Annotated in this window: 29 protein-coding genes; 5 read left to right on the top strand and 24 right to left on the bottom strand. The window is 62.3% G+C overall.

Features of this window, described 5'->3' with window-relative positions; genetic code table 11:
- Positions 1–2 precede the first annotated feature (2 nt).
- From nuoI to ndhC, 15 genes are read right to left on the bottom strand one after another with little or no spacing between them, the layout of a single operon-like run.
- A complete protein-coding gene (gene nuoI, locus K3165_RS01105) occupies positions 3–488 on the bottom strand; it encodes an NADH-quinone oxidoreductase subunit NuoI (protein WP_221428374.1) in 486 nt (161 codons plus the stop codon).
- Complete coding sequence (gene nuoH, locus K3165_RS01100) at positions 485–1,540, bottom strand: NADH-quinone oxidoreductase subunit NuoH (RefSeq protein ID WP_221547037.1); 1,056 nt, start codon at positions 1,538–1,540, stop codon at positions 485–487. Before nuoH ends, nuoI begins: the two co-directional genes overlap by 4 nt.
- The gene (gene nuoG / locus K3165_RS01095) at positions 1,537–3,525 is read right to left on the bottom strand and encodes an NADH-quinone oxidoreductase subunit NuoG (RefSeq protein ID WP_221547036.1); all 1,989 of its coding nucleotides are present in this window, start codon (positions 3,523–3,525) and stop codon (positions 1,537–1,539) included. The genes nuoH and nuoG overlap by 4 nt, the downstream gene beginning before the upstream one ends.
- Positions 3,518–4,291, bottom strand: a complete 774-nt coding sequence (locus K3165_RS01090) for a hypothetical protein (protein WP_221547035.1) — start codon at positions 4,289–4,291, stop codon at positions 3,518–3,520. The genes nuoG and K3165_RS01090 overlap by 8 nt, the downstream gene beginning before the upstream one ends.
- Positions 4,288–4,926, bottom strand: a complete 639-nt coding sequence (locus tag K3165_RS01085; RefSeq protein WP_221547034.1) for a hypothetical protein — start codon at positions 4,924–4,926, stop codon at positions 4,288–4,290. The genes K3165_RS01090 and K3165_RS01085 overlap by 4 nt, the downstream gene beginning before the upstream one ends.
- Entirely contained in the window at positions 4,923–6,224 is a 1,302-nt protein-coding gene (nuoF, locus tag K3165_RS01080; RefSeq protein ID WP_221547033.1) for an NADH-quinone oxidoreductase subunit NuoF, read from the bottom strand. The genes K3165_RS01085 and nuoF overlap by 4 nt, the downstream gene beginning before the upstream one ends.
- The gene (locus tag K3165_RS01075) at positions 6,217–6,411 is read right to left on the bottom strand and encodes a hypothetical protein (protein ID WP_221547032.1); all 195 of its coding nucleotides are present in this window, start codon (positions 6,409–6,411) and stop codon (positions 6,217–6,219) included. Before K3165_RS01075 ends, nuoF begins: the two co-directional genes overlap by 8 nt.
- Positions 6,411–6,554, bottom strand: coding sequence for a hypothetical protein (locus K3165_RS01070; RefSeq protein ID WP_221547031.1), 144 nt, complete (start codon positions 6,552–6,554; stop codon positions 6,411–6,413). Before K3165_RS01070 ends, K3165_RS01075 begins: the two co-directional genes overlap by 1 nt.
- Positions 6,554–7,222 carry an NADH-quinone oxidoreductase subunit NuoE gene (nuoE, locus tag K3165_RS01065; protein ID WP_221547030.1) on the bottom strand — a complete coding sequence of 223 codons (669 nt, stop codon included), beginning with the start codon at positions 7,220–7,222 and terminating at the stop codon, positions 6,554–6,556. Before nuoE ends, K3165_RS01070 begins: the two co-directional genes overlap by 1 nt.
- Positions 7,222–8,427, bottom strand: coding sequence for an NADH-quinone oxidoreductase subunit D (locus K3165_RS01060; RefSeq protein WP_425594389.1), 1,206 nt, complete (start codon positions 8,425–8,427; stop codon positions 7,222–7,224). The genes nuoE and K3165_RS01060 overlap by 1 nt, the downstream gene beginning before the upstream one ends.
- An 8-nt stretch (positions 8,428–8,435) precedes the next feature.
- On the bottom strand, positions 8,436–8,987 hold the full coding sequence (locus K3165_RS01055; protein WP_221547028.1) for a hypothetical protein: 552 nt from the start codon (positions 8,985–8,987) through the stop codon (positions 8,436–8,438).
- On the bottom strand, positions 8,984–9,832 hold the full coding sequence (locus K3165_RS01050; protein ID WP_221547027.1) for an NADH-quinone oxidoreductase subunit C: 849 nt from the start codon (positions 9,830–9,832) through the stop codon (positions 8,984–8,986). Before K3165_RS01050 ends, K3165_RS01055 begins: the two co-directional genes overlap by 4 nt.
- On the bottom strand, positions 9,832–10,035 hold the full coding sequence (locus K3165_RS01045) for a hypothetical protein (RefSeq protein ID WP_221547026.1): 204 nt from the start codon (positions 10,033–10,035) through the stop codon (positions 9,832–9,834). The genes K3165_RS01050 and K3165_RS01045 overlap by 1 nt, the downstream gene beginning before the upstream one ends.
- Positions 10,032–10,562, bottom strand: coding sequence for a NuoB/complex I 20 kDa subunit family protein (locus tag K3165_RS01040; RefSeq protein WP_221548284.1), 531 nt, complete (start codon positions 10,560–10,562; stop codon positions 10,032–10,034). Before K3165_RS01040 ends, K3165_RS01045 begins: the two co-directional genes overlap by 4 nt.
- 37 nt (positions 10,563–10,599) lie before the next feature.
- Positions 10,600–10,974, bottom strand: coding sequence for an NADH-quinone oxidoreductase subunit A (gene ndhC, locus K3165_RS01035; RefSeq protein ID WP_221431084.1), 375 nt, complete (start codon positions 10,972–10,974; stop codon positions 10,600–10,602).
- Positions 10,975–11,145: 171 nt separating this feature from the next.
- Between ndhC and K3165_RS01030 the strand changes: the two genes are divergently transcribed.
- Entirely contained in the window at positions 11,146–11,628 is a 483-nt protein-coding gene (locus K3165_RS01030; protein ID WP_221547025.1) for a YbjN domain-containing protein, read from the top strand.
- 6 nt (positions 11,629–11,634) lie between these two features.
- On the opposite strand, the gene K3165_RS01025 is transcribed toward K3165_RS01030, so the two are convergent.
- Positions 11,635–12,897, bottom strand: a complete 1,263-nt coding sequence (locus K3165_RS01025; protein WP_221547024.1) for an NHL repeat-containing protein — start codon at positions 12,895–12,897, stop codon at positions 11,635–11,637.
- A complete protein-coding gene (locus K3165_RS01020; protein ID WP_486659979.1) occupies positions 12,897–14,420 on the bottom strand; it encodes a coniferyl aldehyde dehydrogenase in 1,524 nt (507 codons plus the stop codon). Before K3165_RS01020 ends, K3165_RS01025 begins: the two co-directional genes overlap by 1 nt.
- Between K3165_RS01020 and K3165_RS01015 the strand changes: the two genes are divergently transcribed.
- Both K3165_RS01015 and K3165_RS01010 read left to right on the top strand, forming a co-directional pair.
- The gene (locus tag K3165_RS01015; protein WP_221547022.1) at positions 14,419–15,615 is read left to right on the top strand and encodes a thiolase family protein; all 1,197 of its coding nucleotides are present in this window, start codon (positions 14,419–14,421) and stop codon (positions 15,613–15,615) included. The genes K3165_RS01020 and K3165_RS01015 overlap by 2 nt on opposite strands.
- Before the next feature lie 56 nt (positions 15,616–15,671).
- The gene (locus K3165_RS01010) at positions 15,672–16,067 is read left to right on the top strand and encodes a hypothetical protein (RefSeq protein WP_221547021.1); all 396 of its coding nucleotides are present in this window, start codon (positions 15,672–15,674) and stop codon (positions 16,065–16,067) included.
- A 55-nt stretch (positions 16,068–16,122) separates the two neighbouring features.
- Here K3165_RS01010 and K3165_RS01005 read toward each other — a convergent pair whose 3' ends face one another.
- Positions 16,123–16,590: an SH3 domain-containing protein gene (locus tag K3165_RS01005; RefSeq protein WP_221547020.1), complete on the bottom strand. Its 468-nt coding sequence runs from the start codon at positions 16,588–16,590 to the stop codon at positions 16,123–16,125.
- Positions 16,591–16,675: 85 nt separating this feature from the next.
- Here K3165_RS01005 and K3165_RS01000 point away from each other — a divergent pair, with 85 nt between their 5' ends.
- Together K3165_RS01000 and K3165_RS00995 are read left to right on the top strand one after the other, a co-directional pair.
- Positions 16,676–17,701, top strand: coding sequence for a 2-hydroxyacid dehydrogenase (locus K3165_RS01000; protein ID WP_221547019.1), 1,026 nt, complete (start codon positions 16,676–16,678; stop codon positions 17,699–17,701).
- 43 nt (positions 17,702–17,744) lie between these two features.
- On the top strand, positions 17,745–18,173 hold the full coding sequence (locus K3165_RS00995) for a nuclear transport factor 2 family protein (protein ID WP_221547018.1): 429 nt from the start codon (positions 17,745–17,747) through the stop codon (positions 18,171–18,173).
- Here K3165_RS00995 and K3165_RS00990 read toward each other — a convergent pair.
- The 6 genes from K3165_RS00990 to K3165_RS00965 form a co-directional block, all read right to left on the bottom strand.
- Positions 18,170–18,733, bottom strand: coding sequence for an esterase/lipase family protein (locus K3165_RS00990; protein WP_247713849.1), 564 nt, complete (start codon positions 18,731–18,733; stop codon positions 18,170–18,172). The two genes, K3165_RS00995 and K3165_RS00990, sit on opposite strands and share 4 nt — an antisense overlap.
- 160 nt (positions 18,734–18,893) lie before the next feature.
- Positions 18,894–20,300, bottom strand: coding sequence for an NAD(P)H-dependent flavin oxidoreductase (locus K3165_RS00985; protein ID WP_221547016.1), 1,407 nt, complete (start codon positions 20,298–20,300; stop codon positions 18,894–18,896).
- A 37-nt stretch (positions 20,301–20,337) separates the two neighbouring features.
- Entirely contained in the window at positions 20,338–21,060 is a 723-nt protein-coding gene (locus K3165_RS00980) for a class I SAM-dependent methyltransferase (RefSeq protein ID WP_221547015.1), read from the bottom strand.
- Positions 21,057–22,184, bottom strand: a complete 1,128-nt coding sequence (prfB, locus tag K3165_RS00975) for a peptide chain release factor 2 (protein ID WP_221547014.1) — start codon at positions 22,182–22,184, stop codon at positions 21,057–21,059. Before prfB ends, K3165_RS00980 begins: the two co-directional genes overlap by 4 nt.
- Before the next feature lie 68 nt (positions 22,185–22,252).
- A complete protein-coding gene (locus K3165_RS00970; RefSeq protein WP_221547013.1) occupies positions 22,253–24,778 on the bottom strand; it encodes a penicillin-binding protein 1A in 2,526 nt (841 codons plus the stop codon).
- A 64-nt stretch (positions 24,779–24,842) separates the two neighbouring features.
- Entirely contained in the window at positions 24,843–25,706 is an 864-nt protein-coding gene (locus K3165_RS00965; protein ID WP_221547012.1) for an N-acetylmuramoyl-L-alanine amidase family protein, read from the bottom strand.
- Positions 25,707–26,141: the final 435 nt, after the last annotated feature.

The raw sequence follows: 26,141 nt of genomic DNA, 5'->3' as shown, positions 1-26,141 counted from the left end.
GGTTAGCGATAGGGTGCGTCGGCTTCAAGGTTCGCGGCGATTGCCCGCTCCCACTTGTCACCATTCGCGAGCAGCTTGGCCTTGTCGTAAAGCAGCTCCTCGCGGGTTTCGGTTGCGTATTCGAAGTTCGGACCCTCGACGATAGCGTCCACCGGGCATGCTTCCTGGCAGAAGCCGCAGTAGATGCACTTCGTCATGTCGATGTCGTAACGCGTGGTCCGGCGGCTGCCGTCTTCGCGCGGTTCGCTCTCGATCGTGATCGCCTGCGCGGGGCAGACGGCCTCGCACAGCTTGCAGGCGATGCAGCGCTCTTCACCGTTGGGATAACGGCGCAGCGCATGCTCGCCGCGGAAGCGCGGGCTGAGCGGGTTCTTTTCGAACGGGTAGTTGATCGTCACCTTGGGCTTGAAGAAGTACTTTAGCGTGAGGGCATGCGCCTTCACGAACTCCCACAGGGTGAACGACTTGATGTAGTGAGCGACGCTCATGCGGCGGCTCCGTAGTGGCCGGTTGCCATGAGGTAACCGGAAATGAGGACAACGAAGAGCAGGCTGATCGGAAGGAAGACCTTCCAGCCCAGGCGCATCAGCTGGTCGTAGCGATAGCGCGGAACGGTGGCCATGACCCAGCTGAACATGAAGAAGAAGAAGAACGTCTTCAGCAGCAGCCAGATGATACCCGGCACGTAGTACAGCGGGGCCCAGTCGAGCGGGGGCAGCCAGCCACCGAAGAACAGGATCGCGTTGAGCATGCACATCAGCAGGATGTTGGCATACTCACCGAGCCAGAAGAGTGCGAAGCTCATCGAGCTGTATTCGGTCTGGTAACCGGCGACGAGCTCGCTTTCCGCTTCGGTAAGGTCGAAGGGAACGCGCTGCGTTTCGGCGAGGCAGGAGATGAAGAACATCACCCACATCGGGAAGAGCAGCAGGTTGAAGACATAGCCGTTGACGATGCCGAGGCCGTGGCCCTTCTGCGCCATCACGATGTCGCTGAGATTGAAGGTGCCGGCATAGAGCACCACGCAGACGAGGATGAAGCCGATCGAGACTTCATAGCTGATCATCTGTGCCGATGCGCGCATGGCGGAGAAGAAGGGATACTTGGAGTTCGAAGCCCAGCCCGCCATGATCACGCCGTAGACCGACAGTGAACTGATCGCGAGGATGTAGAGCAGGCCGACATTGATGTCCGCCAGCACGACACCTGCATCGAAGGGGATCACCGCCCAGGCAGCCAGTGCGACGGTGAACGTCACGATCGGCGCGAGGATGAAGATGCCCTTGTTGGCAGCGCTCGGAATGATCGTTTCCTGAAGGAAGACCTTCAGACCGTCAGCGAAGGACTGCAGCAGGCCGAAGGGACCAACCACGTTCGGACCACGGCGAAGGTTGATCGCCGCCCAGACCTTGCGGTCGACGTAGATGATCATGGCCACGGCCAGCATCAGCGGCAGTGCGATGAGCAGGATGCCCGCCAGCGTGGCGACGGCCCAGGCCCATTCGTAGCTCATGCCGAGGGATTGGAAGAATTCGGTCATTCCGCGGCCTCCGCCAGTTCACCACCGTGGAGCAGTTCGCTCGAGCAACGCTGCATCACCTCGCTCGCGCGAGCGATCGGATTGGTCAGGTAGAAATCCTTTATCGGATAGGCGCTCATCGTGCCTTCGGCCTTTGCATTGGCATCGGGTTTGGGCAGCGCGCCATAGTCGGCGAGACCTTCTTCGCCCAGCGCCGGGACTTCCGCAATCATGGCCGACTGTAGCTGCGCAAAGCTGTCGAAACCGACTTCGACCTTCAGCGCATCGGCAAGAGCGCGAAGGATGGTCCAGTCTTCGCGGGCGTCGCCCGGGGCGAAGACGGCCTTCTCGGCAAATTGCACGCGGCCCTCAGTGTTGACGTAGGTCCCGTCCTTCTCGGCATAGCTGGCTGCCGGCAGGATGATGTCTGCCGCATGCGCACCGCGATCGCCGTGATGGCCGATGTAAACCTTCAGCGCGTCGGCAAAGGGTTCGAAATCCATTTCGTCCGCGCCGAGGCTGAAGACGACCTTGGGCTTGGCAGCGACGATATCCGCCATGCCGCCCTTCTGCGCGAAACCGAGCATCAGGCCGCCCATGCGCGCTGCCGAGAAGTGCAGCACGTTGAAGTCCGCACCCCACTCGCTTGCAAGAGCCAGCGCCTTGGCATGTGCGCCCTTGAGCGCGCCACCACCCACGATCACGGCGCCGCGTTCGGCACCCTTGAACGCCTCGGCAACTTCACCCGGCAAGTCATTGAGAACAGACAGGTCATTGCCGAGGAAGGTGGCGGGATAGGTCGTGTCCCACTGCGGGCCGACCACGAAGACCTTCGCGCCGCGCTTGACTGCCTTGCGGATGCGCACGTTCACCAGCGGCGCTTCCCAGCGGATGTGGCTGCCAACGATCAGGATCGCGACAGCCTGCTCCAGGCCTTCGAAAGTCGAGTTGAAGTTCACTGCCGCGAGGTTCGAAACGTCGTAGTCCATGCCGGTCTGGCGGCCTTCGATCAGGTTCGAACCGCATGCCTTGAGCAGCGCCTTGGCTGCGAACATGGTTTCACAATCGACCATGTCACCGGCGATGGCAGCGACCGACTTGCCCGGCTTGGCCTTGGCAATCGCCTTGAAAGCCTCGTCCCAGCTGGCAGCCTGCAACTTGCCGCGCTTGCGCATGAATACCTTGTCGAGACGGCGCTTGGACAGGCCGTCGACCATGTAGCGGCCCTTGTCCGACAGCCATTCCTCGTTGACCGCGTCATTGACGCGCGGGAGAGCGCGCATGACTTCGCGGCCGCGACTGTCGAGGCGGATGTTAGCGCCGACGGCGTCGGACACGTCGATGCTGAGCGTCTTCTTGAGCTCCCACGGACGCGCTTCGAAGGCATAGGGGCGCGAGGTGAGCGCGCCGACCGGACACAGGTCGATCACATTGGCCGAAAGTTCATGCTCGGCAGCCTGCTCGAGATAGGTCGTGATCTGCATGTCCTCGCCGCGGCCGACCGCACCGATTTCGTCCACGCCGGCGATTTCCTCGCTGAAGCGCACGCAGCGGGTGCAGTGGATGCAGCGGGTCATGACCGTCTTGATCAGCGGGCCCATGTATTTCTCTGTGACCGCGCGCTTGTTTTCCTCGTAGCGCGTCGCACCGCGGCCGTAGGCGACCGACTGGTCCTGCAGGTCGCATTCGCCGCCCTGATCGCAGATCGGGCAGTCGAGCGGGTGGTTGATCAGCAGGAATTCCATCACGCCTTCGCGCGCGGTCTTCACCATCTCGCTGTCGGTGCGGATTTCCTGGCCTTCGGTGGCGGGCAGCGCGCAGCTTGCCTGCGGCTTGGGCGGCCCGGGCTTCACCTCGACGAGGCACATGCGGCAGTTGCCGGCAATCGACAGCCGCTCGTGATAACAGAAGCGCGGGATTTCCTTACCCGCGAGCTCGCAGGCCTGAAGGACGGTTGCGCCCTCAGGTACTTCGAGTTCCTGGCCGTCTACTGTGACCTTAGGCATCGTCGTCCTTCGTTTCTTCTTCGGCTACCGCGACCGGCGCGGTCGGGCCGTAATGCATGCGCGCCCACATCCCGTCGGCGATGACGGTGCGCACCATGGATGTTTCGATTTCCGCATCGGCGATCCCTTCGCCAGCGCAGGTCTCGAGAGAGGGAAAGATTGCTTCGAGCGCTTCATCTTCCTCGTCGGAACCTGGACGGCTGCGAAGAAGCGCGTCGCTGTTCGCGACATCGTTGAGCGTGAGGCAATCGGAAAGCTTGGCAGTCGCGACTGCGGCCGGGTGGCGACCCGTCGCGTAGTTGCGGTTCTCCAGATATTCCGGAGCATTGGCGGGAAGCACCAACGGATCGTCCTGATCCATGAGGTAGACTTCTTCCGCCATCAGGTTCCGCAGGGTGCGGAACTGGATGTTCATCCGGATCGACAGCGTGCCGTATTTCGCGGCCCGACCGAGGCAATCGGCCACGTCGAGCTCATCGAACAGACCATCGGCGTCAACGTCGTCGAGCTTGTAGAAATCGATGCTCACGGTGTCGCTGTTCGCCAGCAATTCCCGCGACAGCTGCTTGTTGCGATACACGACGCAGCGGGCCACGGCCTTCTGCATCACGCGTGCTTCCGTCACATTCGCAGCCTCGCTCTGGCGCTTGAACCGCGAGCCGGTCTGGATGTTGTCGTTGCGAGTATCCGGATTGGAATTGTCCTGCGCGACAACCGGAGTGGCGACCATAGCTGCAGTCGCGAGAATGATGGCGAGGCGCTTCATTCTGCCCCCTCCACCTGCGGCTGCGCGTTGAGAAGGCGGTAGCTGGCCGTGGCCAGCATCGAACGCATACCGAGCGGCGAGGCTTCCAGTGCCGCACCACGGGTGCAGGCAGCGGAGACCGGCTGCAGCTCGGCCAGCGCCTCGATCTCGTCGCCCGAGTTGATCTCGGTATCGAACAGGATCGCGACGAGATGCGGAGCGCCGCGCACCATGCACTGGGCAATCGCGTCGGTGCGCGAGAAGGTCGGGACGTCCTGCACGAGGGCAGCCATCGACAGACGCTGGAGCAGCGGCTCGTCATCCATTTCGATGACCTGTTCCGCCAGACCGCCCGCAAACGGAAGGCCGCCGAGTTCGATTTTGCGATAGGAGCGCGGCATTGCATTGAAGCACTCCGAAGACACGCGGGCCTTCGCAAGCGTCTTCATCGTGTCGCGATATTCATCCGAACGGAAGTCGAGAGCGAGAACCTTGCGAACCTCGTCCGTACGCTCGTCGGCGATGCAGGCCGTCCACGCTTCGACTGCGGCGCGCTGTTTCGAGACATTGGTCTCGTTCTCGCGCGAGCGCGTCTGTGCAGTCGCAGACGTCGCTGCAACTGCCGCCAACGCAATCGAGGCTACGAGGCGCTTCATTCGGCGGCCTCGGCGAACTTGGCGTTGTGCTCTTCGATCCGGCGCTCGAGCTCGGGGCGGAAGTGACGGATAAGGCCCTGGATCGGCCATGCGGCCGCATCGCCCAGCGCGCAGATCGTGTGGCCTTCGACCTGCTTGGTGACCTGCTGCAGCATGTCGATTTCCTCGATCGCAGCATCGCCGGTACGCAGGCGTTCCATCATGCGCCACATCCAGCCCGTGCCTTCGCGGCAGGGGGTGCACTGGCCGCAGCTCTCGTGCTTGTAGAAATAGCTGAGGCGGGAAATCGCGCGGACGATATCTGTCGACTTGTCCATCACGATGACCCCTGCGGTGCCGAGGCCCGAACCGAGGTCCTTGAGACCATCAAAGTCCATCGGCGCGTCCCAGATCTGCTCTGCCGGAACCAGCGGAACCGACGAACCGCCCGGGATCACGGCGAGGAGGTTGTCCTTGCCGCCGATGATGCCGCCGCAATGCTTCTCGATCAGCTCGCTGAACGGAATGCTGAGCGCTTCCTCGACCACGCAGGGCTTGTTCACATGGCCGCTGATCTGGAAGAGCTTGGTGCCCTTGTTGTTCTCGCGTCCGAAGCTCGCGAACCAGCTTGCACCGCGGCGCAGGATGGTCGGGACGACGGCGATCGATTCCACGTTGTTGACCGTGGTCGGGCAGCCATAGAGGCCTGCACCGGCCGGGAACGGCGGCTTGAGGCGCGGCTGGCCCTTCTTGCCTTCGAGGCTTTCGATCATCGCGGTTTCTTCGCCGCAGATGTAGGCGCCCGCACCGCGATGCAGGAAGACGTCGAAGTCGTAGCCCGACTTCGATGCGTTCTTGCCGATCAGGCCTGCATCATAGGCCTCGTCGATGGCAGCCTGCAGCGTCTCGGCCTCGCGGATGTATTCGCCGCGAATGTAGATGTAGGCCGCCCTCGCCCGCATGGCGTAGCCGGCAACCAGCGCGCCTTCGATCAGCTTGTGCGGATCGTGGCGGATGATTTCGCGGTCCTTGCACGAGCCGGGCTCGGATTCGTCGGCATTGATCACGAGGAAGCTGGGACGACCGTCCTTCGATTCCTTCGGCATGAAAGACCATTTGAGACCGGTCGGGAAGCCTGCACCACCACGCCCGCGAAGACCCGAGGCCTTCACTTCTTCGATGATATTGTCGTGGCCGCGTGCGATCAGCGACTTGGTATCGTCCCAGTCGCCGCGCTGCTGCGCTGCCTTAAGGCCCCAGTCCTGGAAGCCGTAAAGGTTGGTGAAAATCCGATCCTTGTCGGCAAGGGTATTAGTCACCGTTTTCTCCCGTCGGCGTTCGGGCGAGAAGGATAGTCCCGACAATAAGCAAAAGCATACCGGTCACGAGAACGGCATCTCCGAATTTCAATTCGCCATGCACCATAATCCCGGCGCCGGAAATCGCAGCTACGCTGCCGACTGCCATGAGGGTGCGCGCGAGCTTGCGTTGTTTGACGATATCCATCAGCCCAGACCTCCGAATACGAAGGCAGCGGCTCCAATCAGGATCACGACAAGTGCGATGGTCTTGACGATCCCCTTGAAGACCTTCCACGCGATCATGACTGCGATCAGCGCGAGGATGATGGTGATGATCGAGCTATCCATTACCAGTCACCCCGGTAATCATGGTTGCCACCGACCATTTCCTTCAACGTCGTCGGACCGCCCTCAGGCTCGCTGGTCTTCTTGCCTTCGATCTGCGTACCGGTCTTGGGCTGTTTGCCCGCGGCCAGTTCGTCGAGGATTTCATCGAGACGCTCGGGCGTGAGGTCTTCGTAATTGTCGTCGTTGATCTGCACCATCGGCGCAGTGGCGCAATTGCCCATGCATTCGACTTCGGTGAGCGTCCACAGACCGTCTTCGGAGACGTGGCCCTTCTTCATGCCGCGCTTCTTGCAGGTTTCGAACAGGCCGTCCGAACCGCGCAGCATGCAGGGCGTCGTGCCGCAGACCTGCACATGGTACTTACCCACCGGCACCATGTTGTACATGAAGTAGAAGCTGGCGACTTCGAGCACGCGGATCACCGGCATGTCGAGATAGTCGGCAACATATTCGATCACCGGCAGCGGCAGCCAGCCTTGCGTATCGGTTTCCTCGCCGACCTGGCGCTGGGCAAGGTCGAGCAGCGGCATCACCGCCGAGCGCTGGCGCCCCTCGGGATAGCGTGCGATCGCCTTGTCCGCCTTGGCGCGGTAACTCTCGTTGAACTCGAAAGCACCCCAGCGCTCGCGCAGCTCGGGAGTATCGGGTGCGGGATTACGGTCAGCCATTAGCGGTCACACTCCCCGAACACGACGTCGATTGCGCCGAGGATGGCGGTGGCATCGGGCAGCATGTGGCCTTTGCTCATGAAATCCATTGCTTGCAGGTGGCTGAAGGCCGTCGGGCGGATCTTGCAGCGGTAGGGTTTGTTCGAGCCGTCGCTGACGAGGTAGACGCCGAATTCGCCCTTGGGGCTTTCGGTGGCGACATAGACTTCGCCCGCGGGCACGTGGAAGCCCTCGGTGTAGAGCTTGAAGTGGTGGATCAGCGCTTCCATCGACTGCTTCATCTCGGCGCGCTTGGGCGGCGAGACCTTGCGGTCGCTGCTGGCGACCGGCCCAGTCGGCATGTCACGCAGGCACTGCTTGATGATCTTCGCGCTCTCGTAAACTTCCTTCACGCGCACCACGAAGCGGTCGTAGCAGTCCGAATTGGTGCCTACGGGAATGTCGAATTCCATCCGCTCGTAGACATCGTAGGGTTGCGACTTGCGCAGGTCCCAGGGGATACCGGCAGCGCGGATCATCGGGCCGGAGAAGCCCCATGCCAGCGCATCTTCCTTGGAAACGACTGCGATATCGACGTTGCGCTGCTTGAAGATGCGGTTGTCGAGCACGAGGCTCATCGCGTCGCCGAACAGTTCGGGCAGGCGCGTGTCGATCCACTCGCCGATGTCGACCAGCAGCTTCTCGGGCACGTCCTGATGGACACCGCCCGGGCGCAGATATGCGTGGTGCATACGCGCACCGCTCATACGCTCGAAGAAGTTCATGCAGTCTTCGCGCAATTCGAACACCCACAGGTTCGGCGTCATCGCGCCGACGTCCATGACGTGCGCGCCGATGTTGAGCATGTGGTTGCAGATGCGGGTCAGCTCGGCAAACAGCACGCGGATATATTGCGCGCGCTCGGGCACTTCGACGTTCAGCAGCTTCTCGATCGCGAGGACGTAGCTGTATTCCTGCGCCAGCGGCGAGCAGTAGTCGAGCCGGTCGAAATACGGCAGCGCCTGCAGGTAGGTCTTGTGCTCGATCAGCTTTTCGGTGCCGCGATGCAGCAGGCCGACATGCGGGTCGATGCGTTCGATGATCTCGCCGTCGAGCTCCATCACCATGCGCAGCACGCCGTGCGCCGCGGGGTGCTGGGGCCCGAAGTTGATCGTGTAATTGGTGATCGTCTCGTCGCCGGTGGTCGGCGACTCTTCGATTTGCATTGCACTACTCATGCGCAGATCCAATTGCCGGAATAGTTTTGCGAATTGCCGCCCGCCTGACTGACGACGACATTGGCGGCGCGGCTCTGGGCCTCGCCTGCTGCGGGGGCGACCTGAACGGTGAAGCCTTCACCGGTGAAGGTCGTGCCCGATTTGATCGATGCGAGCCCGCCCGGCCCTGCATCGGCCGTCACCAGGCTACCGCCCAGGCGAACCACGGCCTTGCCGGGGATAGTAGGCTCTTTCATGCCCGCAGCCATGATCAGTTCGGTACCGTCTGCCATGAATGTGCAGCTGCCTTCGCGCGGTCCGAGGTTCACACCGCCGATATCGCCAAGCTTCTGGAGCTGGGTCAGGTCGGCATTCTGGGGCGGCACGGCGACGGCGACGCTCGGCGCGTTCGGATCGGGCTGGGCCGGATCGAGCGTGCCCGGAGCTGCCTGACCACCCTGCCCGCCGATGCGGTTGGCGAAATCGTCAGCGCTTTCCTGCTGCGCAGGCTCTCCCGAACACGCGGCAAGCGCGATCAGGGAAAAAGAGAGGACGGCGGCGCGGATCATTCGTCACCCTTCTTGGGTTCGGTCGCCTTGGCCGTATCGGTGGTCTTGCCCTTGCGCTTGGCGCGCTTGGGCTGGTCTTCGGTCGGCTCGGGAGCGGGTGCATCGACATCCGCGTCCTTTTCGGCCGGAGCCGCCTTGCTCACCTTTTCGGCTGCATGCTTGTCGGTCTTGGCGCCGGCACCGGTATCCGAGGGCTTCTCGGTGGTCTTGGGTTCGTCGACCGGCGGCATATCCGCCTTCTCGTCACCCGGGAGCACGTAGTCGGCGCCTTCCCACGGGCTCATGAAGTCGAACTGGCGCAGGTCCTGCGCGAGCTCGACCGGTTCGTAGACGACGCGCTTCTGGTCTTCCGAATAGCGCAGCTCGACATAGCCGGTCAGCGGGAAGTCCTTGCGGAAAGGATGCCCTTCGAAGCCATAGTCGGTGAGGATGCGGCGCAGGTCCGGATTGCCGTCGAACAGCACGCCGTACATGTCGAACACTTCGCGCTCGAGCCAGCCAGCGTTCGGCCACAGCGTGGTGACGGTCGGCACCGGCGTGTCTTCGGACGCGGTGCACTTCACCATGATGCGGCTGTTCTTGGTGACCGACAGAAGCATGTAGACGACTTCGAAACGCTCTGCGCGGCTCGGGTAGTCGACCCCTGCGATCTCCATGAGCTGCTGGTAGTCGAAATCGTCACGCAGGATGCGCAGCGCATCCTCGACGCTGGCACGGTGCACGGTGAACAGCAGTTCGCCATGCTCCTCGTGCGCTTCGACGAGGTGATCGCCGAGGGCGGACGAAACGCTGCCCTTGAGGCCTTCGATCAGCGTGAAGCGGGGTGCGGAATGGAGCACACTCATCAGACGAGTTCACCCTTCTTCGTGATTTTGCCAACGACCAGTTCGTCGATTTCGAGCCGCTTGATCCGTGCCGAACCGACCGACACACGCCCGAGCACGAGGCGACCGATCGCAATCGCGCCAACGGCCAGGGCCCCGGTCGCCATCGCGCCGAGGGCAAAGCCCCCCAGCTTGCGGGCAGGAACGGAAACCAGTTCGCTCATCGCTCGATCGTCCCCGAACGACGGATCTTACGCTGCAGCTGCATCACGCCGTAGAGGAGCGCTTCTGCTGTCGGCGGGCAGCCCGGAACATAGATGTCGACCGGCACGATGCGGTCGCAGCCGCGAACGACGCTGTAGCTGTAGTGGTAGTAGCCGCCGCCATTGGCGCAGCTGCCCATCGAGATGACGTACTTGGGCTCCGACATCTGGTCGTAGACCTTGCGCAGCGCCGGGGCCATCTTGTTGCACAGCGTACCGGCAACGATCATCACGTCGGACTGGCGCGGAGACGCGCGCGGGGCGACGCCGAAACGCTCCATATCGTAGCGCGGCATGTTCACGTGGATCATCTCGACCGCGCAGCAAGCGAGGCCGAAGGTCATCCACCAAAGCGAGCCCGTGCGCGCCCACTGGAACAGGTCCTCGGTCGAGGTGACGAGGAAGCCCTTGTCGTTCACTTCCGTCTGGAGCGCATTGAAATAGTCTGCGTCGGGTTGACGCACGTCGCCACCCTGCGCGGTAGGCATCGCTTGAGGCGGTGTGATGATGGTCGAATTGCTCATGTCAGTCCCACTCCAGCGCGCCCATCTTCCATTCGTAGGCAAGGCCGATGGCCAGGATGCCGAGGAAGATCACCATGGATATCCATCCGGCCCATCCGGTCACATCGAGACTGACCGCCCACGGGAAGAGGAAGGAGGCTTCGAGGTCGAAAAGGAGAAACGAAATCGCGACGAGGTAGAAACGCACGTCGAACTGGCTGCGGGAATCGTCGAATGCGGGGAAGCCGCATTCGTACTCGCTGAGCTTCTCTGCATCGGGCGCGTGGGCACCAGTCAGTCGCGATACGCCCATCGGCAGGAACACGAAGAGCGCCGAAAGACCTGCAGCGATGAACAGGAAGATCAGGATCGGAAGATATTGTTCGAGGTCGACCACGTATGATTCCGTCTGGGTAAGGTTCGCGGCCCGCCTCTAGGCCCGTAGCGTGGCAGGTGCAAGGGCAAGGGCACGCCGATTTCCCGCGAATTTTTCAATACGGGTTGAACTTGCTTTAACACCTTGCCAGCAAGAGCCTTCGGAAATCGTTCCAGGGGGATTATCAATACCATGCTGAAGAATGCCATCATGGGCTTCGTTGGCGCTGCTGCCATTCTTGCCGCAGCACCCGCAGCTGCAAAGAACATTACCGCCGACCTCGACCAGATCGCCGATGTCCTGCAGAACGAAGGATACAAGGCCAAGATCGACGAAGGCGACGGCCAGCGCTGGATCGAAAGCGCGATGTCAGGATACAACTACATCATCCTGCCCTTCGGCTGCGACGATGCAGGCAAGAACTGCAAGTCGATCCAGTTCTACGTCGCCTTCGTGCCGACGAACAAGCCGACGCTGGAAGAGATGAATACCTACGCTGCCGAAAACCGCTTCGGCCGTGTCTATCTCGACGATGAAGGAGATCCGATCATCGAGATGGATCTCGACCTCGAAGCCGGCGGCATGTCGCGCGAACTGTTCCTCGACAACCTCGCTTACTGGGACACGATCATGGTCGCGTTCGGCGATTTCGCGTTCAGCAAGGACCCCGAGTAAGCCTCTCTAATCAGTGAGGGGAAGCCGCCTGATCTGCGTGGGAGCAGGCTCCTTCCCCTCACCGAGGACACCGGCGACATATTTGTCCCACTGGCCATTGCCGACATAGTAGAGTGCGTTCTGACCGAGATAGCCGCCGAGTGGCTCGGTCCATTCGCCATGCGCCATCTCGAGGATGCGATGGCCAACAACCCTCGTCCCGTCATCCGACAGATCGAATTGCGTGATCCGCATCGGGCTGGTGCCGTTCTGAATGGCGATCAACGAGTTTCCGCGGCGGAAAAGCGCATCGGTGCCGTCTAGGATCACGGGAATATCGGAGCGCAGGCGTGAAACCTCGCGGGTTGCGAGATCGATGATCGCGATCCCGTAGCGATAATCGCTGACATAGAGCCGCTTGCCGTCTTCGCTGGTCGCCAGCCCCTGCGGAGAACGAAGTGTCCCCGGCTCAAGCAACGCCCCGATGGCCTCGCGTTCGGGACCAAGGAAATAGACTCCGCCGTTGAGCGGATCGCTCGCATACAAGGTTCCATCTTCCGCGCGATGAAGATCGGACAGGACGACATCGTCCGGTGCCTCGACCCGTGGCCCGCCCGGACCTTTCAACCCTGACATCAGGCCCGAGAAATGCTCGTCGTTGTCTTCTGACTGGTCGACATTTCCGGAAGAGACCCAGATATCGCCTGTCGCCCGATCGTAGACGATACCCGTCAGATTATCCGCGCCAGCGAGTTCGACCTGTCGCCACGAACCATCGGGTGTGGTTCCCCAGAGCGAACGCGTGGCGATCGAGGTGACGGCCAACCGTCCTTCCTCGACATCGACCAGCACGCTTTCCACCAGCCCGGCCTCGGCGGGCACGGTCCACACCACTTCACTTTTCTCGACGGGATCGGGCGGAGCGAGAAGCAACGCCGTCGCATCCTGTGCCAATTTCTCGCCGATCAGTTTGGGAATCTGCCCCCGCGCAACTTCGCTGAACACATATCCGCGCTCGTTGAGCCAGCGTAGCGTGTCGAGCATCGCGGCTCCCTCGCCCGCCTGCAATTGGGCGTTGAGCAGGCGCAGTTTCACGCTGCTGCTATCCGGGAAGGCCTCGGACAAAGCCGTCAGGCCCGCGACATCGGCGATCATGCCGGTCTCGGCATCGACGGGTCGCCAGTCCGCTGCTGGCTGTGCCGGAACTGAAACGGATGCGATTTCGCCACCGTCCACGGCGCAGCCGCTCGCGACGAGCGAGAGCGCAAGCGCCGCGAGCGATGCCCGCATCACTTCATCATCGTCTTGACGGCTTTCTCGGTCGCGGCGCCATAGGGGGGCTTGAAGCCTCCCAGCTTGGCCACGTCGATCTTGGGCTGTGTGTAGACGCTACGAGCGTGGCTGAATTCGCGGAAACCTTCGACACCGTGATAGCTGCCCATACCGCTCGGGCCGACACCGCCGAACGGCAGGTCTTCCATCGATACGTGGAAGATCACGTCATTGACCGTGACGCCGCCGCTGATGGTCTTGGTCAGCACCTGCTGACGCTCGTCGCTATCCTCGCCGAAGTAGTAGAGGCCGAGCGGACGATCGTTCTCGTTCACATAGTCGATTGCCTCTTCGATCCGGCTGTAGGTCTTCACCGGTAGGACGGGCCCGAAAATCTCTTCCTGCATCGCCTTCATGTCGTCGGTCACGCCCTTGAGGATCGTGAGCGGCATCTTGCGAGCGTTGCTGGAGCCGAAGTCTTCGTTACCGGGATTGACCTCGATCACCTCGGCGCCCTTGTCGCGCGCATCGGCAACCATGTCCTGGAGCCGGTCGAAGTGGCGATCGCTGACGAGGCTGGCGTAATCCTCGTTCTCGAGCATGGTCGGATACATATTGGCAGTGCCCTGCCAGACACCATGGATCGCCTCGTCCTGCTTGCTCTCGGGCACGTAGAGATAATCGGGCGCAAGGCAGATCTGCCCGGCATTCATCATCTTGCCGAGTGCGACCCGCTCGCCAGCCTTGGCGAAGTCTGCACTCTCACCCATGAACACGGGGCTCTTGCCGCCGAGCTCGAGCGTCACCGGCACAAGGTTCTTCGATGCGGCTTCCATCACCTTGCGGCCGGTCGCCGTGGATCCGGTGAAGACGAGATGGTCGAAAGGCAGTTCGGAGAAGGCCGCGGCAACTTCAGGACCGCCGGTGAAGACGGCACATTCGTCGGGGGTGAAATATTCCTCCACCAGTTCCCTCATCAGGAGACTGGTTTTCTCGGTGAATTCGCTCGGCTTGATCATCGCGCGGTTACCGGCCGCGAAGATCTGCATGAGCGGTCCGAAAGTGAGGTTCACGGGGAAATTCCACGGGCTGAGAATGCCGACCACGCCCTTGGGCTCGTAACGCACCTCTGCCTTGGCCCCGAGCAGGCCGAGCGGGAACTGGACGCTGCGTTTGCTCGGCTTGGACCAGCCATCCATCTTCTTCAGGCAGTATTTCCCGAAATTCACCGTTCCGGCGATATCGGTAATCATGGACTGGTGCGGCGACCGGTTGCCGAAGTCGGCGCTCATCACCTTGCACAGGTCTTTGCTGTGTTCGGTCAGCAGGCGCATGGCGCGCTTGATACGATCCTTGCGCAAATCCATCGGTTCGGGGCGCATCTGGGTGTGAGCGGAACGCTGCTTGCGGAGCACATCCTGCATTTCGATGGTCTTGTTATCTGCCATTGCCCACTCTCCAATTCGTCTTTGTTGCGCTGCAGCAGTGCAGGGCCTATCTGGGCGGCAGATATTCCAGACAACAAGGACCAGCACAAGCATGTCTCAGTTCAGCGCAACCGACCCCGTCGTAATCCTGTCCTACGCACGCACACCGATGGGCAGCATGCAAGGTGCCCTCGCCGATGTTTCCGCGACGGACCTTGGCGCGACGGCCGTCAAGGCAGCGGTCGAGCGTTCGGGCGTGCCGGTCGACAAGTTCGACCGCACCTACATGGGCTGCGTCCTTCCGGCCGGCCTCGGCCAAGCCCCTGCCCGCCAGGCATCGATCAAGGCAGGCCTGCCCAAGTCGGTACAGGCGACCACGGTGAACAAGGTCTGCGGCAGCGGCATGCAGACGGTCATCATGGGCGCAGAAGCGCTTGCCAGCGGCACGATCGACTATGTCGTTGCCGGCGGTATGGAGAGCATGACCAACGCTCCCTACCTGCTCAAGAAGCACCGCAGCGGCGCGCGCATCGGCCACGACACGGCTTACGACCACATGTTCCTCGACGGCCTCGAAGATGCCTATGAGGAAGGCCGCGCCATGGGCACCTTCGCGCAGGACACGGCGAACGAATACCAGCTCACGCGCGAGCAGATGGACGATTACTCCATCGAATCGCTGCGCCGCGCCAATGCCGCGATCGAAAGCGGTGCCTTCGCCGACGAAGTGGTCGGTGTGACCTTCGCGACCCGCAAGGGCGATGTCACCGTCGACACCGACGAGGCACCCGGCCGCGGCAACCCGGACAAGATCCCGCAGCTGCGCCCTGCCTTCGCCAAGGACGGTACGATCACCGCGGCAACCTCCTCGTCGATCTCGGACGGTGCGGCTGCAGTCGTCCTGACCCGCGAGAGTGTCGCCAAGGAAAACGGTCAGGAGCCGGTCGCCAAGATCGTCGCCATGGCCGCGCACGCACAGGAGCCGAGCGAATTCACCGTCGCTCCGGTCGGCGCGATCAACAAGGTTCTCGATAAGGCCGGCTGGTCGGCTGACGACGTCGACCTGTGGGAAGTGAACGAAGCCTTCGCCTGCGTCGCCATGTTCGCGATGCGCGACATCGGCATTCCGCACGAGAAGATCAACGTCAACGGTGGCGGCACTGCACTTGGCCACCCGATCGGTGCCAGCGGTACGCGTATCATCGTCACGCTGCTCAATGCGCTCAAGTCGCAGGGCAAGAAGCGCGGCGTGGCATCGCTATGCATCGGCGGCGGCGAAGCAACGGCGGTCGCTGTCGAACTCGTGTAAATTTCTCTGGACCCTTCGCCGCTCCCGTTGCGTTGGTGCGGCGAAGGGAGATAAAAATGAAGAAATTCCTGATCCTTGCCGCTTGCGGCGCGCTCGCTGCCTGCGGGTCGAACGATGCCGACGAGGCACCGGAAACGATCGAAACCGACGTAGCCGTGACGGATACGGCCTCTGCCGACCAGATGGCCGGCACCTACGAGGTCACGATGGAAGACGGCTCGGTCACGCGTCAGCAGGTCAATGCCGACGGCACCTATGTCGACACCGATCTCGAAGGCAATGAAACCGAACGTGGCACCTGGCGCCAAAACGGTGAAGAGCTTTGCTACGATCCCGAAGGCGCGGAAGGCGAGACCTGCTGGACCGGCGGCGTACGGAGCCCCGATGGCACCTTCTCTGCCTCGACCACCGATGGCAGCGTGACGACAACGGTCCGCAAGATCGAAGACTGATCAGTTTTCAGTTCGAAATCGGAAGAAGGGCGGCCGGAAGGTCGCCCTTTTTTCGTCAGGGTTCGCCTGCGCCCCACAAGCGGTTTTGCAGGACCCAGCCACCGCGATTGCCCACGCTGAATTCGCACCAGGTCGAATCGCAATCGCCAAGCTGGCCGACTACACCCGGCTCGAGCCGCCATTTGATCGCGGCTGCAGCTTCCGGTTCTGCGCGCAAGGCAGTTTCGCCGTCACCGATAACGATCGCACCACGGGCGGGATTGAGCTGGCGCTGCGCCACCCAGCCTTGGGTTCCATCGGGATCCTGGATGAGCCGCCAGCCTTCCATCACGCGGATGACCTTCACCGGAAGGCCCTTGCGGCGGTAGACCCAGTCGATCTTGTATTCCTGGCTCGGTCCGACGCGCATATTCGTCTCGTCGTACCGGATCGTCGCCCAATAGGGCACCTCCCGGTCCTGCGCTTGTGCAGGAACGGAGGCAGCGACAAGCGCCGAAAATACGAGACCGAAACGAACCAACATTATTCCCCCACTCTAGTGTCGTCGCGATTCCCCATCAAGCATCGCTTGACCCGTCCAATGCGAAAAGCGTAGCGCCAGTGATTGCATGGAAACGACAAGCAATCCCTCCGCAGTTCCCAACAAGCGCCTCGATCGCAAACCCCGCGTCGTGGTCACCCGCCGCCTTGGCCCCGCAGTCGAGGATCGGATGGGGGAATTATACGATGTGACCCTGAACGCGAGCGATATGCCGCTCACGCGCGACCAGCTGGTGGAAGCGATCCAGGATTGCGACGTTCTGGTGCCGACCGTGACCGACACTATCGATGCCGATCTGATCGACGCGGCAGGCAAGAATCTGGGCCTGATCGCCAACTTCGGAGCCGGTACCGAGCATATCGACCTCAAGGCCGCGGCTAATCGAAAGATCATCGTCACCAATACGCCGGGCGTCTTCACCGACGATACGGCCGACATCACCATGGCAGGCATCATCGGCGTGCCCCGCCGCGTGCGCGAGGGCGTGGAGCTTATACGAAGCGGCGAATGGACCGGCTGGGCACCGACGGCGATGCTTGGCCGCAAGCTCGGCGGGAAGGTCCTCGGCATCGTCGGGATGGGCCGGATCGGCCAGGCAGTGGCACACCGTGCTCGCGCTTTCGGGCTCGAAATCCTCTATCACAACCGCAAGCCCCTTCCGGTGGCGATCGAGCGCATGTTCGGGGCAACCTATGTCGACAATCTCGACGACCTGGTGGCCAAGGCTGATATATTGACGCTGCACTGCCCCTCGAGCCCGGATACGCGCAAGATCATCGACCAGCGTCGTATCGAATTGATGAAAGAGGGCTCGAGCATCATCAACACGGCGCGCGGCGACCTGATCGACCAGGAAGCATTGATTGCAGCGCTCGAAAGCGGCCACCTCGCCGGGGCAGGCCTCGACGTCTATCCGGACGAACCCAATGTCGACCGCCGCCTGATCGGCCATCCGAACGTCATGACCCTGCCCCATATCGGCAGCGCGACGCGCGAAGGCCGAGAGGAATCGGGCATGAAGGTCATCGCCAACATCCGCATGTGGGCCGACGGTCATCGCCCGCCGGACCAGGTTTTGAGCGGGCTGGACTGACAGCCCTTGCCCGTCGCGGCGCATGCTGTAAGCGATGCCCACCATGGATGAATTCACTTCCAAGATCGAAGCGCTCGAGCACCTGTGGATGCGCAGCTGGGTCCAGCGGGACCGCAACCAGATGAAGGCGCTCGCAACCCGCGATTTCATCTTCCTGCTGGGTTCGAAAAGTCCCGCCATCCTCGACCGCGCAAGCTGGCTCGAAGCATCGACCACGCGCTTCCGGTGCAATGGTTATCGCTTCGACGAGGTTTACGTCCGCCGCCACGGAAATGTCGCCGTATTCGCTACGCGCATGACCCTCGATGCCACCATGGGCGATCATGAATGGTCGGGAGACACGTGGCTCATGGATCTCTGGCAGAAGGGCAAGGTCAGGCGGAAGTGGCGCATGGTCGAACGCACGATCTCGCGCCCCGACGCCGACGACAAGATGCCCGAAGCAATCCGCTCGATGCAGCTCTGGCGCTAGGCGCTATCGATTGCGGACAGGCGGTCGCCCAAGGTCTCGACGACTTTCCTGACCGACCTCCTCGAACAGCCCAGTTCGAAGTGCCGGAACGGTAGTTCCACCGCCTCGTCACGTTCCGCTTCCTTGCCTCGTGCGCTCGCCGGGGCGACAATGCCGTCGACCGGAGACCAGAAGGCGATTGTATAGGCGTCCGGCTTGACCGCGGGGTCATCCGGCAGTGGCGGGGAATCCACGGCATGATCGGCGATCATCTCGTAGATGCGCCACGCGTTATTTGCCCTCCGATCGCCTGAAAACGGCGTGCCGAGCGTCGCCACCAGTTCCACTTTCGAAGGATGGCGCTGCGCCAACACGCGCGCATAGAAACCGCCGAGGCTCCATCCGACAAGGACCGCTTTCTTGCCGTCCGCCTGAACCATTTGATCGAGCATGGATTCGAGCGACGCGAACTTGGCCGGAGAAATGGTCAGGTTGCGACCGAGCGATGCTCGGTAGGTATGGAAGCCGGCCTCGGACAGGGAATTGCGGAGGAGCGCTGTCGAGCCGTCACCCGATGCCATTCCCGGCAAGACCAATGCCGGACGTCCGTTTCCGATAGGCTCCGAAGGCTCCGGCTTCCGGAAGGGAGCAACGGCAATTTTCGGTAAGGCCAGCGGTTCCGCAAGCCAGCGGATGAGAGGGGGCGCCTTGCTGTCGTCGCTGCCGCCCCCACGCATCTGATCAGTCGCCCGTGAGAATACGGTCCACGAGTTCCTTCACCGTCGGGGTGAAGTTGTTCGAGTAGAACGGATCCTGCTTGAAGCGGTAGGCCGCGTGGCCAGCGAAGGCGAGGTTCTCGTCCGGATCGCCGCCATGGGCAATGTCCTGAAGCGTCTTCTGGATGCAGAAGCTGCGCGGGTCGGCGAGGCGGCCGGTGGTGTGGTTGTCGTGATCCTTCCAGCTCGAGAACTGGCAGTGCGACAGGCAGCCCATGCAGCCCTGTTGGTCGGCGCGGATCTGCTCGGCACTTTCAGGCGTCACGAAGACGACCGTATCGTCGGGCGTCTTGAGCGCTTCGGTGAAGCCCTCGTGCATCCAGGCCTGTGCCTTGCGCTGGTCCCCGGGGTGGACGAAGAAGTACTTCGCCTTGCCATGATCCATCAGCGGGATCGTGCCCTCTTCCTCGTCGCGCTTGAAGATCGGGATCTGGCGCTCGGAGCGGTGCATGAGATCATAGAGGAACGGCGTCTTCACCGCACTCGAGTAAAAGCCCGTGGGGCTGAACTTGTGGAGCAGGACGTCACCCGGCTCGACCGTGCGCAACATGTCCTTCCAGACCTGCGGGATCGGGCTTTCGTGCGTGAGAAGCGGGCGGGTGCCGAACTGGAATGCGATCTTGCCGAGTTCGGGATTGTCGATCCAGTCGTTCCATTCGCGCAGGAACCACACACCGCCGGCCATGACGATGGCCGTTTCCTCGCTCACGCCTTCGGCACGCATGGTTTCGCGCAGAGCCTTCACGCGCGGATAGGGATCTTCCGGCTTGGTCGGGTCTTCCGCGTTGGAAAGACCATTGTGTCCCCCGGCCAGCCACGGGTCTTCATAGACAACTGCAGCCAAGAGGTCGGGAACCTTGGAATAGCTACGCTTCCACAAGGCGCGGAAAGCACGGGCCGATGACACGATGGGCAGGTAATAGACGTTATAGCGCTGGGCGATTTCGGCCAGCTTGTACGGCATACCTGCGCCGCAGGTGACGCCGGTGATCTTGTCGGCGCAATTGTCCAGCACGCCTTCCAGCACCTGCTGTGCACCGCCCTGTTCCCACAAGACATTGATGTTGATGGCGCCCTTGCCGTCTGCGATTTCATAGGCACGGTTCACCTGCTCGGTCGCACCGTCGATGGCATAGCGCACCAGCTGGTCGAAACGCTCCTTGCGGGTCGCCTGCGGATAGACCTGGGGGATCGGATTGCCGTCCTCGTCATAGCTGTCGGCATTCACCGCGCTGACCGTGCCGATACCGCCCGCAGCGGCCCATGCACCCGAACTCATATGATTCGTGGCGGACACACCCTTGCCGCCTTCGATAAGCGGCCAAACCTCGCGGCCGCCGTAATTGATTGGGCTCAGACCCTTGAAACTCATGAATTCTCTCTCTTTTCGCTCGCCGGTCTTACGGCGGTCAGCCCTGCGTCACATTGTCGCTGCGGCAGGGTTTGATCTCTCCAGGCTCGGGCCTGTTAGCCGCTGCCTTGAACTGTGCATAGTACCCCGACAATTCGGGCGCATCCTTGAAGGCCACCAGTTCGTAGCCGACGCGTTCCAGCTCGCATGACAGCAGCAGCGGATCGATGCCGTGCTGGTCGGTGGGCCGGTCCCGGTCGACGATCACGATCTGGCCGTCCTCTTTCAGCGCCGGCCACATCCGCCAGAGGAACTCGTAGGGCTGTTCGATCTCGTGGTACATGTGAACCATGAAAATCCGATCGAAGCTGTCTGCGGGAAGCCGGGGATCGGCGAATTCCCCTCGCTGGATCGAGACATTGTCGAGGCGATACCGCTCCACCCGGCGCGCGAGGCGGTCGAGCGCCTGCTGGTCGATATCCTGAGCAAGCACGCGGCCATTCGCACCTACCCGCTCTGCTAGGCGAACCGTGTAATAGCCGTTGCCCGCGCCGATATCGGCCACCGTCATTCCCGGCTCAATCTCGGCCAGGTCCATGACCTTCTGGGCTTCGCCAACGCTGTCGCGCTGGTCTTCGGTCGAAAACTGACTCGACGAGGCTTCGGAAACCGGGCGGTCAGGTTCCGGAAAACGCTGGCTGCCCTCGCCCGCACCACCGAACCCGTCGCAAGCGGCAAGCGCCAGCGGCAAGGTTGCGAGGAGGAACGGGCGCGACATCATTCGGCGTCGTCCACCTCGACCGTTTCGCCGGTCACGCGCTGCGCAAGCGCAGCCGAGATAAACGGGTCGAGCGCACCGTCGAGCACGTCGTCGGGTGTCGGCGACTGCACGCCGGTCCGCAGGTCCTTGACCATCTGGTAGGGCTGCAGGACATAGCTGCGGATCTGGTGCCCCCACCCGATGTCGCTCTTCTCCTGGTACTCGCCCGAGGCCGCTGCCTCGCGCTCTGCCATCTCGCGTTCGAACAGGCGCGCCTTGAGCATGTTCATCGCGGTGGCCTTGTTCTTGTGCTGGCTGCGATCGTTCTGGCTCGCGACCACGATGCCGGTTGGCTGGTGGGTGATGCGAACGGCACTGTCGGTCGTGTTGACGTGCTGACCACCCGCGCCCGAAGCACGGTACGTATCGATCTTGAGGTCCGACGGATTGATCTCGATGTCGATATCGTCGTCGATCACCGGATAGACCCAGACCGAGCTGAAGCTCGTGTGGCGCCGCGCCGAGCTGTCGTAGGGGCTGATGCGGACGAGGCGGTGCACACCGCTCTCCGTCTTGGCATAGCCGTAGGCATTTTCACCCTTCACCAGCAGCGTCGCGCCCTTGATCCCGGCCTGTTCGCCAGCCTGGTATTCCACGGTTTCGACCTTGAAGCCGCGGCGCTCTGCCCAGCGCGAATACATGCGGAAAAGCATTTCCGCCCAGTCCTGACTTTCCGTGCCGCCTGCTCCAGCATGGATTTCGATATAGGTGTCGTTGCCGTCGGCTTCGCCCGACAGGAGAGCCTGCACCTTGTCGCGATCGGCCCGGTCGGCAAGCTTTTCCAGCGTATCGAGACCTTCGCGCTCGATATCGGCGTCACCTTCAGCTTCGCCCATTTCGACGAACTCGATGGCATCGGCCATTTCGCTCTCGATCTCGCGAACAGTGTTGATCGCGGTTTCGAGACGCTTCTGTTCCTGCGTGATCGCCTGCGCCTGCTTGGGATCGTCCCACAGGGTCGGATCCTGGACGCGGGCATCCAGCTCGTCCAGCTGGCGCAGGGCGCGTTCCCAATCCAGCGATTGGCGCACCAACGCGAGCGCTGCTTCGATACGGTCGATATGGGCCTGCCCCTCGGCACGCATAACTCAAAGTCCTCAATTGGTTTGCAGGTCCACCTAGCGCGCAGGTGGCGATTGTAAAGGAGAGTGGATCAGTAGATCCCGCCCTGATCCTCGACGAAGTCCGTGGGTTGGTCGTCCCTGCCCTCGGTCCGGTTACCGGTGATGCCCTGACGGGCGCGGCGGATCAGTTCGAGGATTTCGCTGCGTTCGGCGGCAAGCTGGTCGGACCTGGTCGAGCGTGAAGGCTCGGTATCCGGCTTGAAGGCCTCCCAGATCACCGCTGCCTTGGGATCATCCGACGGCTCCCCGTCGAAAACGCGCTTGCCGGTGCGACGGTCGATCTTGACCATGCGGATACCCGGCGGCGCGATAAAATCGTCCGAAGTCCAGCGGTCGCGAGTGGCCTCGATAAAGCGCTTCATGATCGGTGCGGCGGTATTGCCACCCTGCACCCATCCGCCAAGGTTACGCGGCTTGTCGAAACCCACATACATACCGGCGATGATGTCGGGCGTACCGCCGACGAACCATGCATTGGTCGGGCCATTGGTCGTCCCGGTCTTGCCGAACAGCGGCAGGCCGAGGCTCCGCAGGCGGACTGCGGTCCCGCGCGTCACCACGCCCTGCAACATGTGAACCGTCTGGAACGCCGTACGGGGATCGAGAACCTGCCGTCCGCCCGGCTCGAAGCGGGGCATGGGCTGGCCGTCCCATTCGTCCATATTGCAGCCGGTGCAGTCGCGCTTGTCGCTACGGTAAATGACCTTGCCGCGGCGGTCCTGCACGTAATCGATCACGCTGCCTTCGTGCTGGCGGCCCCAGTTGGCGAGCGCCGCATAAGCGTTGACCATCTTGGCGACGGTCGTGTCGCCGGCACCGAGGGCGAAGGAGTAATAAGGCTCATAATCACCGATGCCGACGCGGCTGATCGTTTCGGTGACGTTTTCCATGCCGGTGTCATCGGCAATGTGAACGGTCATGAGGTTGCGGCTCTGCTCGAGACCCCAGCGCATGGTGTGCTCACCGCCACCGCCACCACCGAAGTTGCGGAAGCATTTTTCCCCGAGCCCCGCACCCTGCCACACGCAGAACGTCTGGTCGGGCACCATCGAAGCAGGCGTCATCCCCTGATCGAGCGCCGCTGCATAGACGAAAGGCTTGATCGTCGAGCCGGGCTGGCGAAGCGCCTGCGTCGCACGGTTGAAGCTGCCGAGGCGGCTGTCGAAACCGCCCTGCATGGCGAGCACGCGGCCCGTGCGCGGCGATGCTGCGAGGAAAGCGCCGGAAACTTCGGGGACTGCGCGCAGGCGGTAACCCGAACCCGATTTCTCGACCGCGACCACGTCGCCGACCTTGATCGACGATGGTGCGCCCGAAAGCGCGTAATTCGCGCCATCGGTCAGTCCGACCTGCGCGTCGCTCCCGCCCGAGGTTATGACACCGATGCGCCAGTTCTCGTAGTTGATGGACAGGTTGGAAGAGCGAAGCTGCGAATGCAGGTCGCCATTATCCGGGTTCAGCGTAGCGATCGCTCCCGTGTAGCCACGGTTGCCGTGATAGCTGAGCAGTTGCGCACGCAGGGCATCGCGCGCGGCATCCTGGAGCTCGACATCGAGCGAGGTCCGCACCCACAGGCCGCCTGCATAGACGCTTTTGCCGGTTTCGCCGCTCTCACCGGTGTCTTCCGCCGTTTCGCCGAACTTCTCGATCAGCTGGCGTCGTACTTCCTCGAGGAAATATCCTGCATCAGCCGAGCGTTCGCTGCGCTGCTGGACCAGCCCCAGGGGCTGGCGCTTCGCTTCCGCAGCTTCTGCCTCGGAAACGAAGTCGTTGGCGACCATCTGGTCGAGCACGAAATTGCGGCGGGTGATCGCCAGATCTTCATAGCGCGCGCGCCCGTAACGCTCGGGCGCCTTGGGCAGAATGGCGAGGAAGGCCGTCTCGTGAAGGTCGAGCTCGCCCACGTCCTTGTCGAAATAGGCGCGGGCTGCGGCCTGCACACCGAAGCTGCGGCGACCGAGCGGGATCTCGTTGAGATAGAGCTCGAGAATTTCTTCCTTCGTCAGCACCTGTTCGATGCGCTGGGCGAGGATCATTTCCTTGAGCTTGCGGGTGACAGAATATTCGTCGCCGAGCAGCAGGTTCTTGGCGACCTGCTGAGTGATGGTCGAACCGCCGACGGCACGTTCGCCCGAACCATACTTGGTCGCATAGTCGATTACGGCATTCAGCGTACCGGTCAGGTCGACGCCGCTGTGGCTGAAAAAGGTCTTGTCCTCGGCCGAAAGGTAAGCCTCGATCATCTGCTGCGGGAAATCGACATATTGCAGCTGCACGCGCCGTTCGCGGGCGTAGCTATGGACGATTTCCCCGTCGACGCCGCGCACCACGGTCGGCAGCGGCGTTTCGTAATCGAGCAGCGAATCGGCTTCGGGCAGGTTGCGGGCGAGCGAGGCCCAGGCCAGCACCAGCAGGACGAGGCCAATCCCGATCAGATAGGTCAGGACCCGCAGGCGGCGGCTTTCGTGCCAATTATCGCGCATCCACGCGAAAAACCGCGCAGGATCGCCCGTCAGGCGCTGGCGAACATAGTCGAGGCTGGGAATTGCAACCATAATCGGCGACGGCCTCTAGCACGCTCATTCTTGCAAGCGCCAGAACAAGAATCGCAGTGTGTGATTACCCGGCGGTTTCCCGCGCGAAATAGAGACGTATTGCGTTCGCCATCACCTCCGCAAACGCCGCCCGCCCTTCTTCAGAAGCAAGCCTGCGTGCATCGTCTTCGTTCGAAATGAACCCGCTCTCGAACAGGACCGATGGGGTGTCGGGCGCACGTAGGACGCGAAGGGCCGCGGAGCGCCGTGCCTGGGGATGAAAATCGAGCCGCCCTTCCCCGACCCGCTCGATAAGCTCCGCGAACTCGGTCGACTGTTCCTGCGTACGGCGCTGTGAAAGCTCGATCAGGATATCCCCGACGCTTTCGCTCTCGCTCGCAAGAATGATGCCGTTGAGCGTGTCGGAAGCATTCTCGCGGGCAGCAAAAATTGCCGCTGCCTGGCTCGATGCCCGTTCGGACAAGGTGTAGATGCTGGCACCCGCGACCTCCCCGATATCGCCGGCGCTGTCCGCATGGATCGACAGGAAGAGGTCGGCCTCCAGCCTGCGCGCAATCTCGTAACGCTCTGCATGGAGCAGGTAGCGATCGTCGTCACGTGTCAGCGCCACCCGCGCGATACCCCGCTCGCGAAGCCGGTCACGAAGCGCCAGCGCGAGATCCAGTACGAGACGTTTCTCGACGTAACCTTGCGAGGTCGCACCCGGATCATGACCACCATGGCCCGGGTCGATCACGATCAGCGGCAAACCTTCCTCACCCTCGATTTCCGGAAGGTCGAGCGGCGAATTCTCGGTGGGCAATTCGACCCTCAGCACGAAACCCGGTCCCTTGCCGACGAGGCCGGTGGCATGCGCCAGCATCACCAGCCCGGCGACAATCGCGGCCGGCAGCAGCACAAGGGCAAGGATCTGCGTGCTTCGTGACATTGCCCAATTCGTTAGGGGCTTTTCTCTGCCCGGCGCAATATAGTTGCCGAGCGATACCCACGGTGCTAGCGAATATTCAGCCGGGCAAGCGGTGCCTCCGATCGGCGCGTTGAATTCGCGACGAAGAGGGTCACTCTCCCGGCCTGCCGAAACCATCCCGGTCTCGGCACCGAATGAACAGGTTGATGCAGGAAACTTCCCTTTCCCTCCGGATCGAATCGCAGCAGGCGCCACTACGCCATGCTGCATTTGCCGGTCGGTTCGCGCATGTGTTGCGCCGGGAAATCCTCGCAGACACGAACTCCCGGCCCTTCGCAGAGGAAGAGAGCCGGCCTCTGAATGCCGCAAACCCTTATCGGGCAAGCGGATTTCCCACAATGAAGCGCGGCAGGAACGGCGGGCATGCCCCGCCCCGCTGCGCATGGAGAATTATCA

The sequence above is a fragment of the Qipengyuania xiamenensis genome, from assembly GCF_019711495.1.
GTDB classification, from domain to species: domain Bacteria; phylum Pseudomonadota; class Alphaproteobacteria; order Sphingomonadales; family Sphingomonadaceae; genus Qipengyuania; species Qipengyuania xiamenensis.
The sequence above is the reverse complement of the archived record's forward strand: the minus strand, read 5'-3'. Positions and strand labels throughout refer to the sequence as shown.

Bases quoted from the DNA above. Each gene is read 5' to 3' on its own strand.
- nuoI (WP_221428374.1), bottom strand. From the start codon at position 488: ATGAGCGTCGCTCACTACATCAAGTCGTTCACCCTGTGGGAGTTCGTG.
- nuoH (WP_221547037.1), bottom strand. From the start codon at position 1,540: ATGACCGAATTCTTCCAATCCCTCGGCATGAGCTACGAATGGGCCTGG.
- nuoG (WP_221547036.1), bottom strand. From the start codon at position 3,525: ATGCCTAAGGTCACAGTAGACGGCCAGGAACTCGAAGTACCTGAGGGC.
- K3165_RS01090 (WP_221547035.1), bottom strand. From the start codon at position 4,291: ATGAAGCGCCTCGCCATCATTCTCGCGACTGCAGCTATGGTCGCCACT.
- K3165_RS01085 (WP_221547034.1), bottom strand. From the start codon at position 4,926: ATGAAGCGCCTCGTAGCCTCGATTGCGTTGGCGGCAGTTGCAGCGACG.
- K3165_RS01075 (WP_221547032.1), bottom strand. From the start codon at position 6,411: ATGGATATCGTCAAACAACGCAAGCTCGCGCGCACCCTCATGGCAGTC.
- K3165_RS01070 (WP_221547031.1), bottom strand. From the start codon at position 6,554: ATGGATAGCTCGATCATCACCATCATCCTCGCGCTGATCGCAGTCATG.
- nuoE (WP_221547030.1), bottom strand. From the start codon at position 7,222: ATGGCTGACCGTAATCCCGCACCCGATACTCCCGAGCTGCGCGAGCGC.
- K3165_RS01060 (WP_425594389.1), bottom strand. From the start codon at position 8,427: ATGCAAATCGAAGAGTCGCCGACCACCGGCGACGAGACGATCACCAAT.
- K3165_RS01055 (WP_221547028.1), bottom strand. From the start codon at position 8,987: ATGATCCGCGCCGCCGTCCTCTCTTTTTCCCTGATCGCGCTTGCCGCG.
- K3165_RS01050 (WP_221547027.1), bottom strand. From the start codon at position 9,832: ATGAGTGTGCTCCATTCCGCACCCCGCTTCACGCTGATCGAAGGCCTC.
- K3165_RS01045 (WP_221547026.1), bottom strand. From the start codon at position 10,035: ATGAGCGAACTGGTTTCCGTTCCTGCCCGCAAGCTGGGGGGCTTTGCC.
- K3165_RS01040 (WP_221548284.1), bottom strand. From the start codon at position 10,562: ATGCCTACCGCGCAGGGTGGCGACGTGCGTCAACCCGACGCAGACTAT.
- K3165_RS01030 (WP_221547025.1), top strand. From the start codon at position 11,146: ATGCTGAAGAATGCCATCATGGGCTTCGTTGGCGCTGCTGCCATTCTT.
- K3165_RS01025 (WP_221547024.1), bottom strand. From the start codon at position 12,897: ATGCGGGCATCGCTCGCGGCGCTTGCGCTCTCGCTCGTCGCGAGCGGC.
- K3165_RS01015 (WP_221547022.1), top strand. From the start codon at position 14,419: ATGTCTCAGTTCAGCGCAACCGACCCCGTCGTAATCCTGTCCTACGCA.
- K3165_RS01020 (WP_486659979.1), bottom strand. From the start codon at position 14,420: ATGCTTGTGCTGGTCCTTGTTGTCTGGAATATCTGCCGCCCAGATAGG.
- K3165_RS01010 (WP_221547021.1), top strand. From the start codon at position 15,672: ATGAAGAAATTCCTGATCCTTGCCGCTTGCGGCGCGCTCGCTGCCTGC.
- K3165_RS01005 (WP_221547020.1), bottom strand. From the start codon at position 16,590: ATGTTGGTTCGTTTCGGTCTCGTATTTTCGGCGCTTGTCGCTGCCTCC.
- K3165_RS01000 (WP_221547019.1), top strand. From the start codon at position 16,676: ATGGAAACGACAAGCAATCCCTCCGCAGTTCCCAACAAGCGCCTCGAT.
- K3165_RS00995 (WP_221547018.1), top strand. From the start codon at position 17,745: ATGGATGAATTCACTTCCAAGATCGAAGCGCTCGAGCACCTGTGGATG.
- K3165_RS00990 (WP_247713849.1), bottom strand. From the start codon at position 18,733: ATGGCATCGGGTGACGGCTCGACAGCGCTCCTCCGCAATTCCCTGTCC.
- K3165_RS00985 (WP_221547016.1), bottom strand. From the start codon at position 20,300: ATGAGTTTCAAGGGTCTGAGCCCAATCAATTACGGCGGCCGCGAGGTT.
- K3165_RS00980 (WP_221547015.1), bottom strand. From the start codon at position 21,060: ATGATGTCGCGCCCGTTCCTCCTCGCAACCTTGCCGCTGGCGCTTGCC.
- prfB (WP_221547014.1), bottom strand. From the start codon at position 22,184: ATGCGTGCCGAGGGGCAGGCCCATATCGACCGTATCGAAGCAGCGCTC.
- K3165_RS00970 (WP_221547013.1), bottom strand. From the start codon at position 24,778: ATGGTTGCAATTCCCAGCCTCGACTATGTTCGCCAGCGCCTGACGGGC.
- K3165_RS00965 (WP_221547012.1), bottom strand. From the start codon at position 25,706: ATGTCACGAAGCACGCAGATCCTTGCCCTTGTGCTGCTGCCGGCCGCG.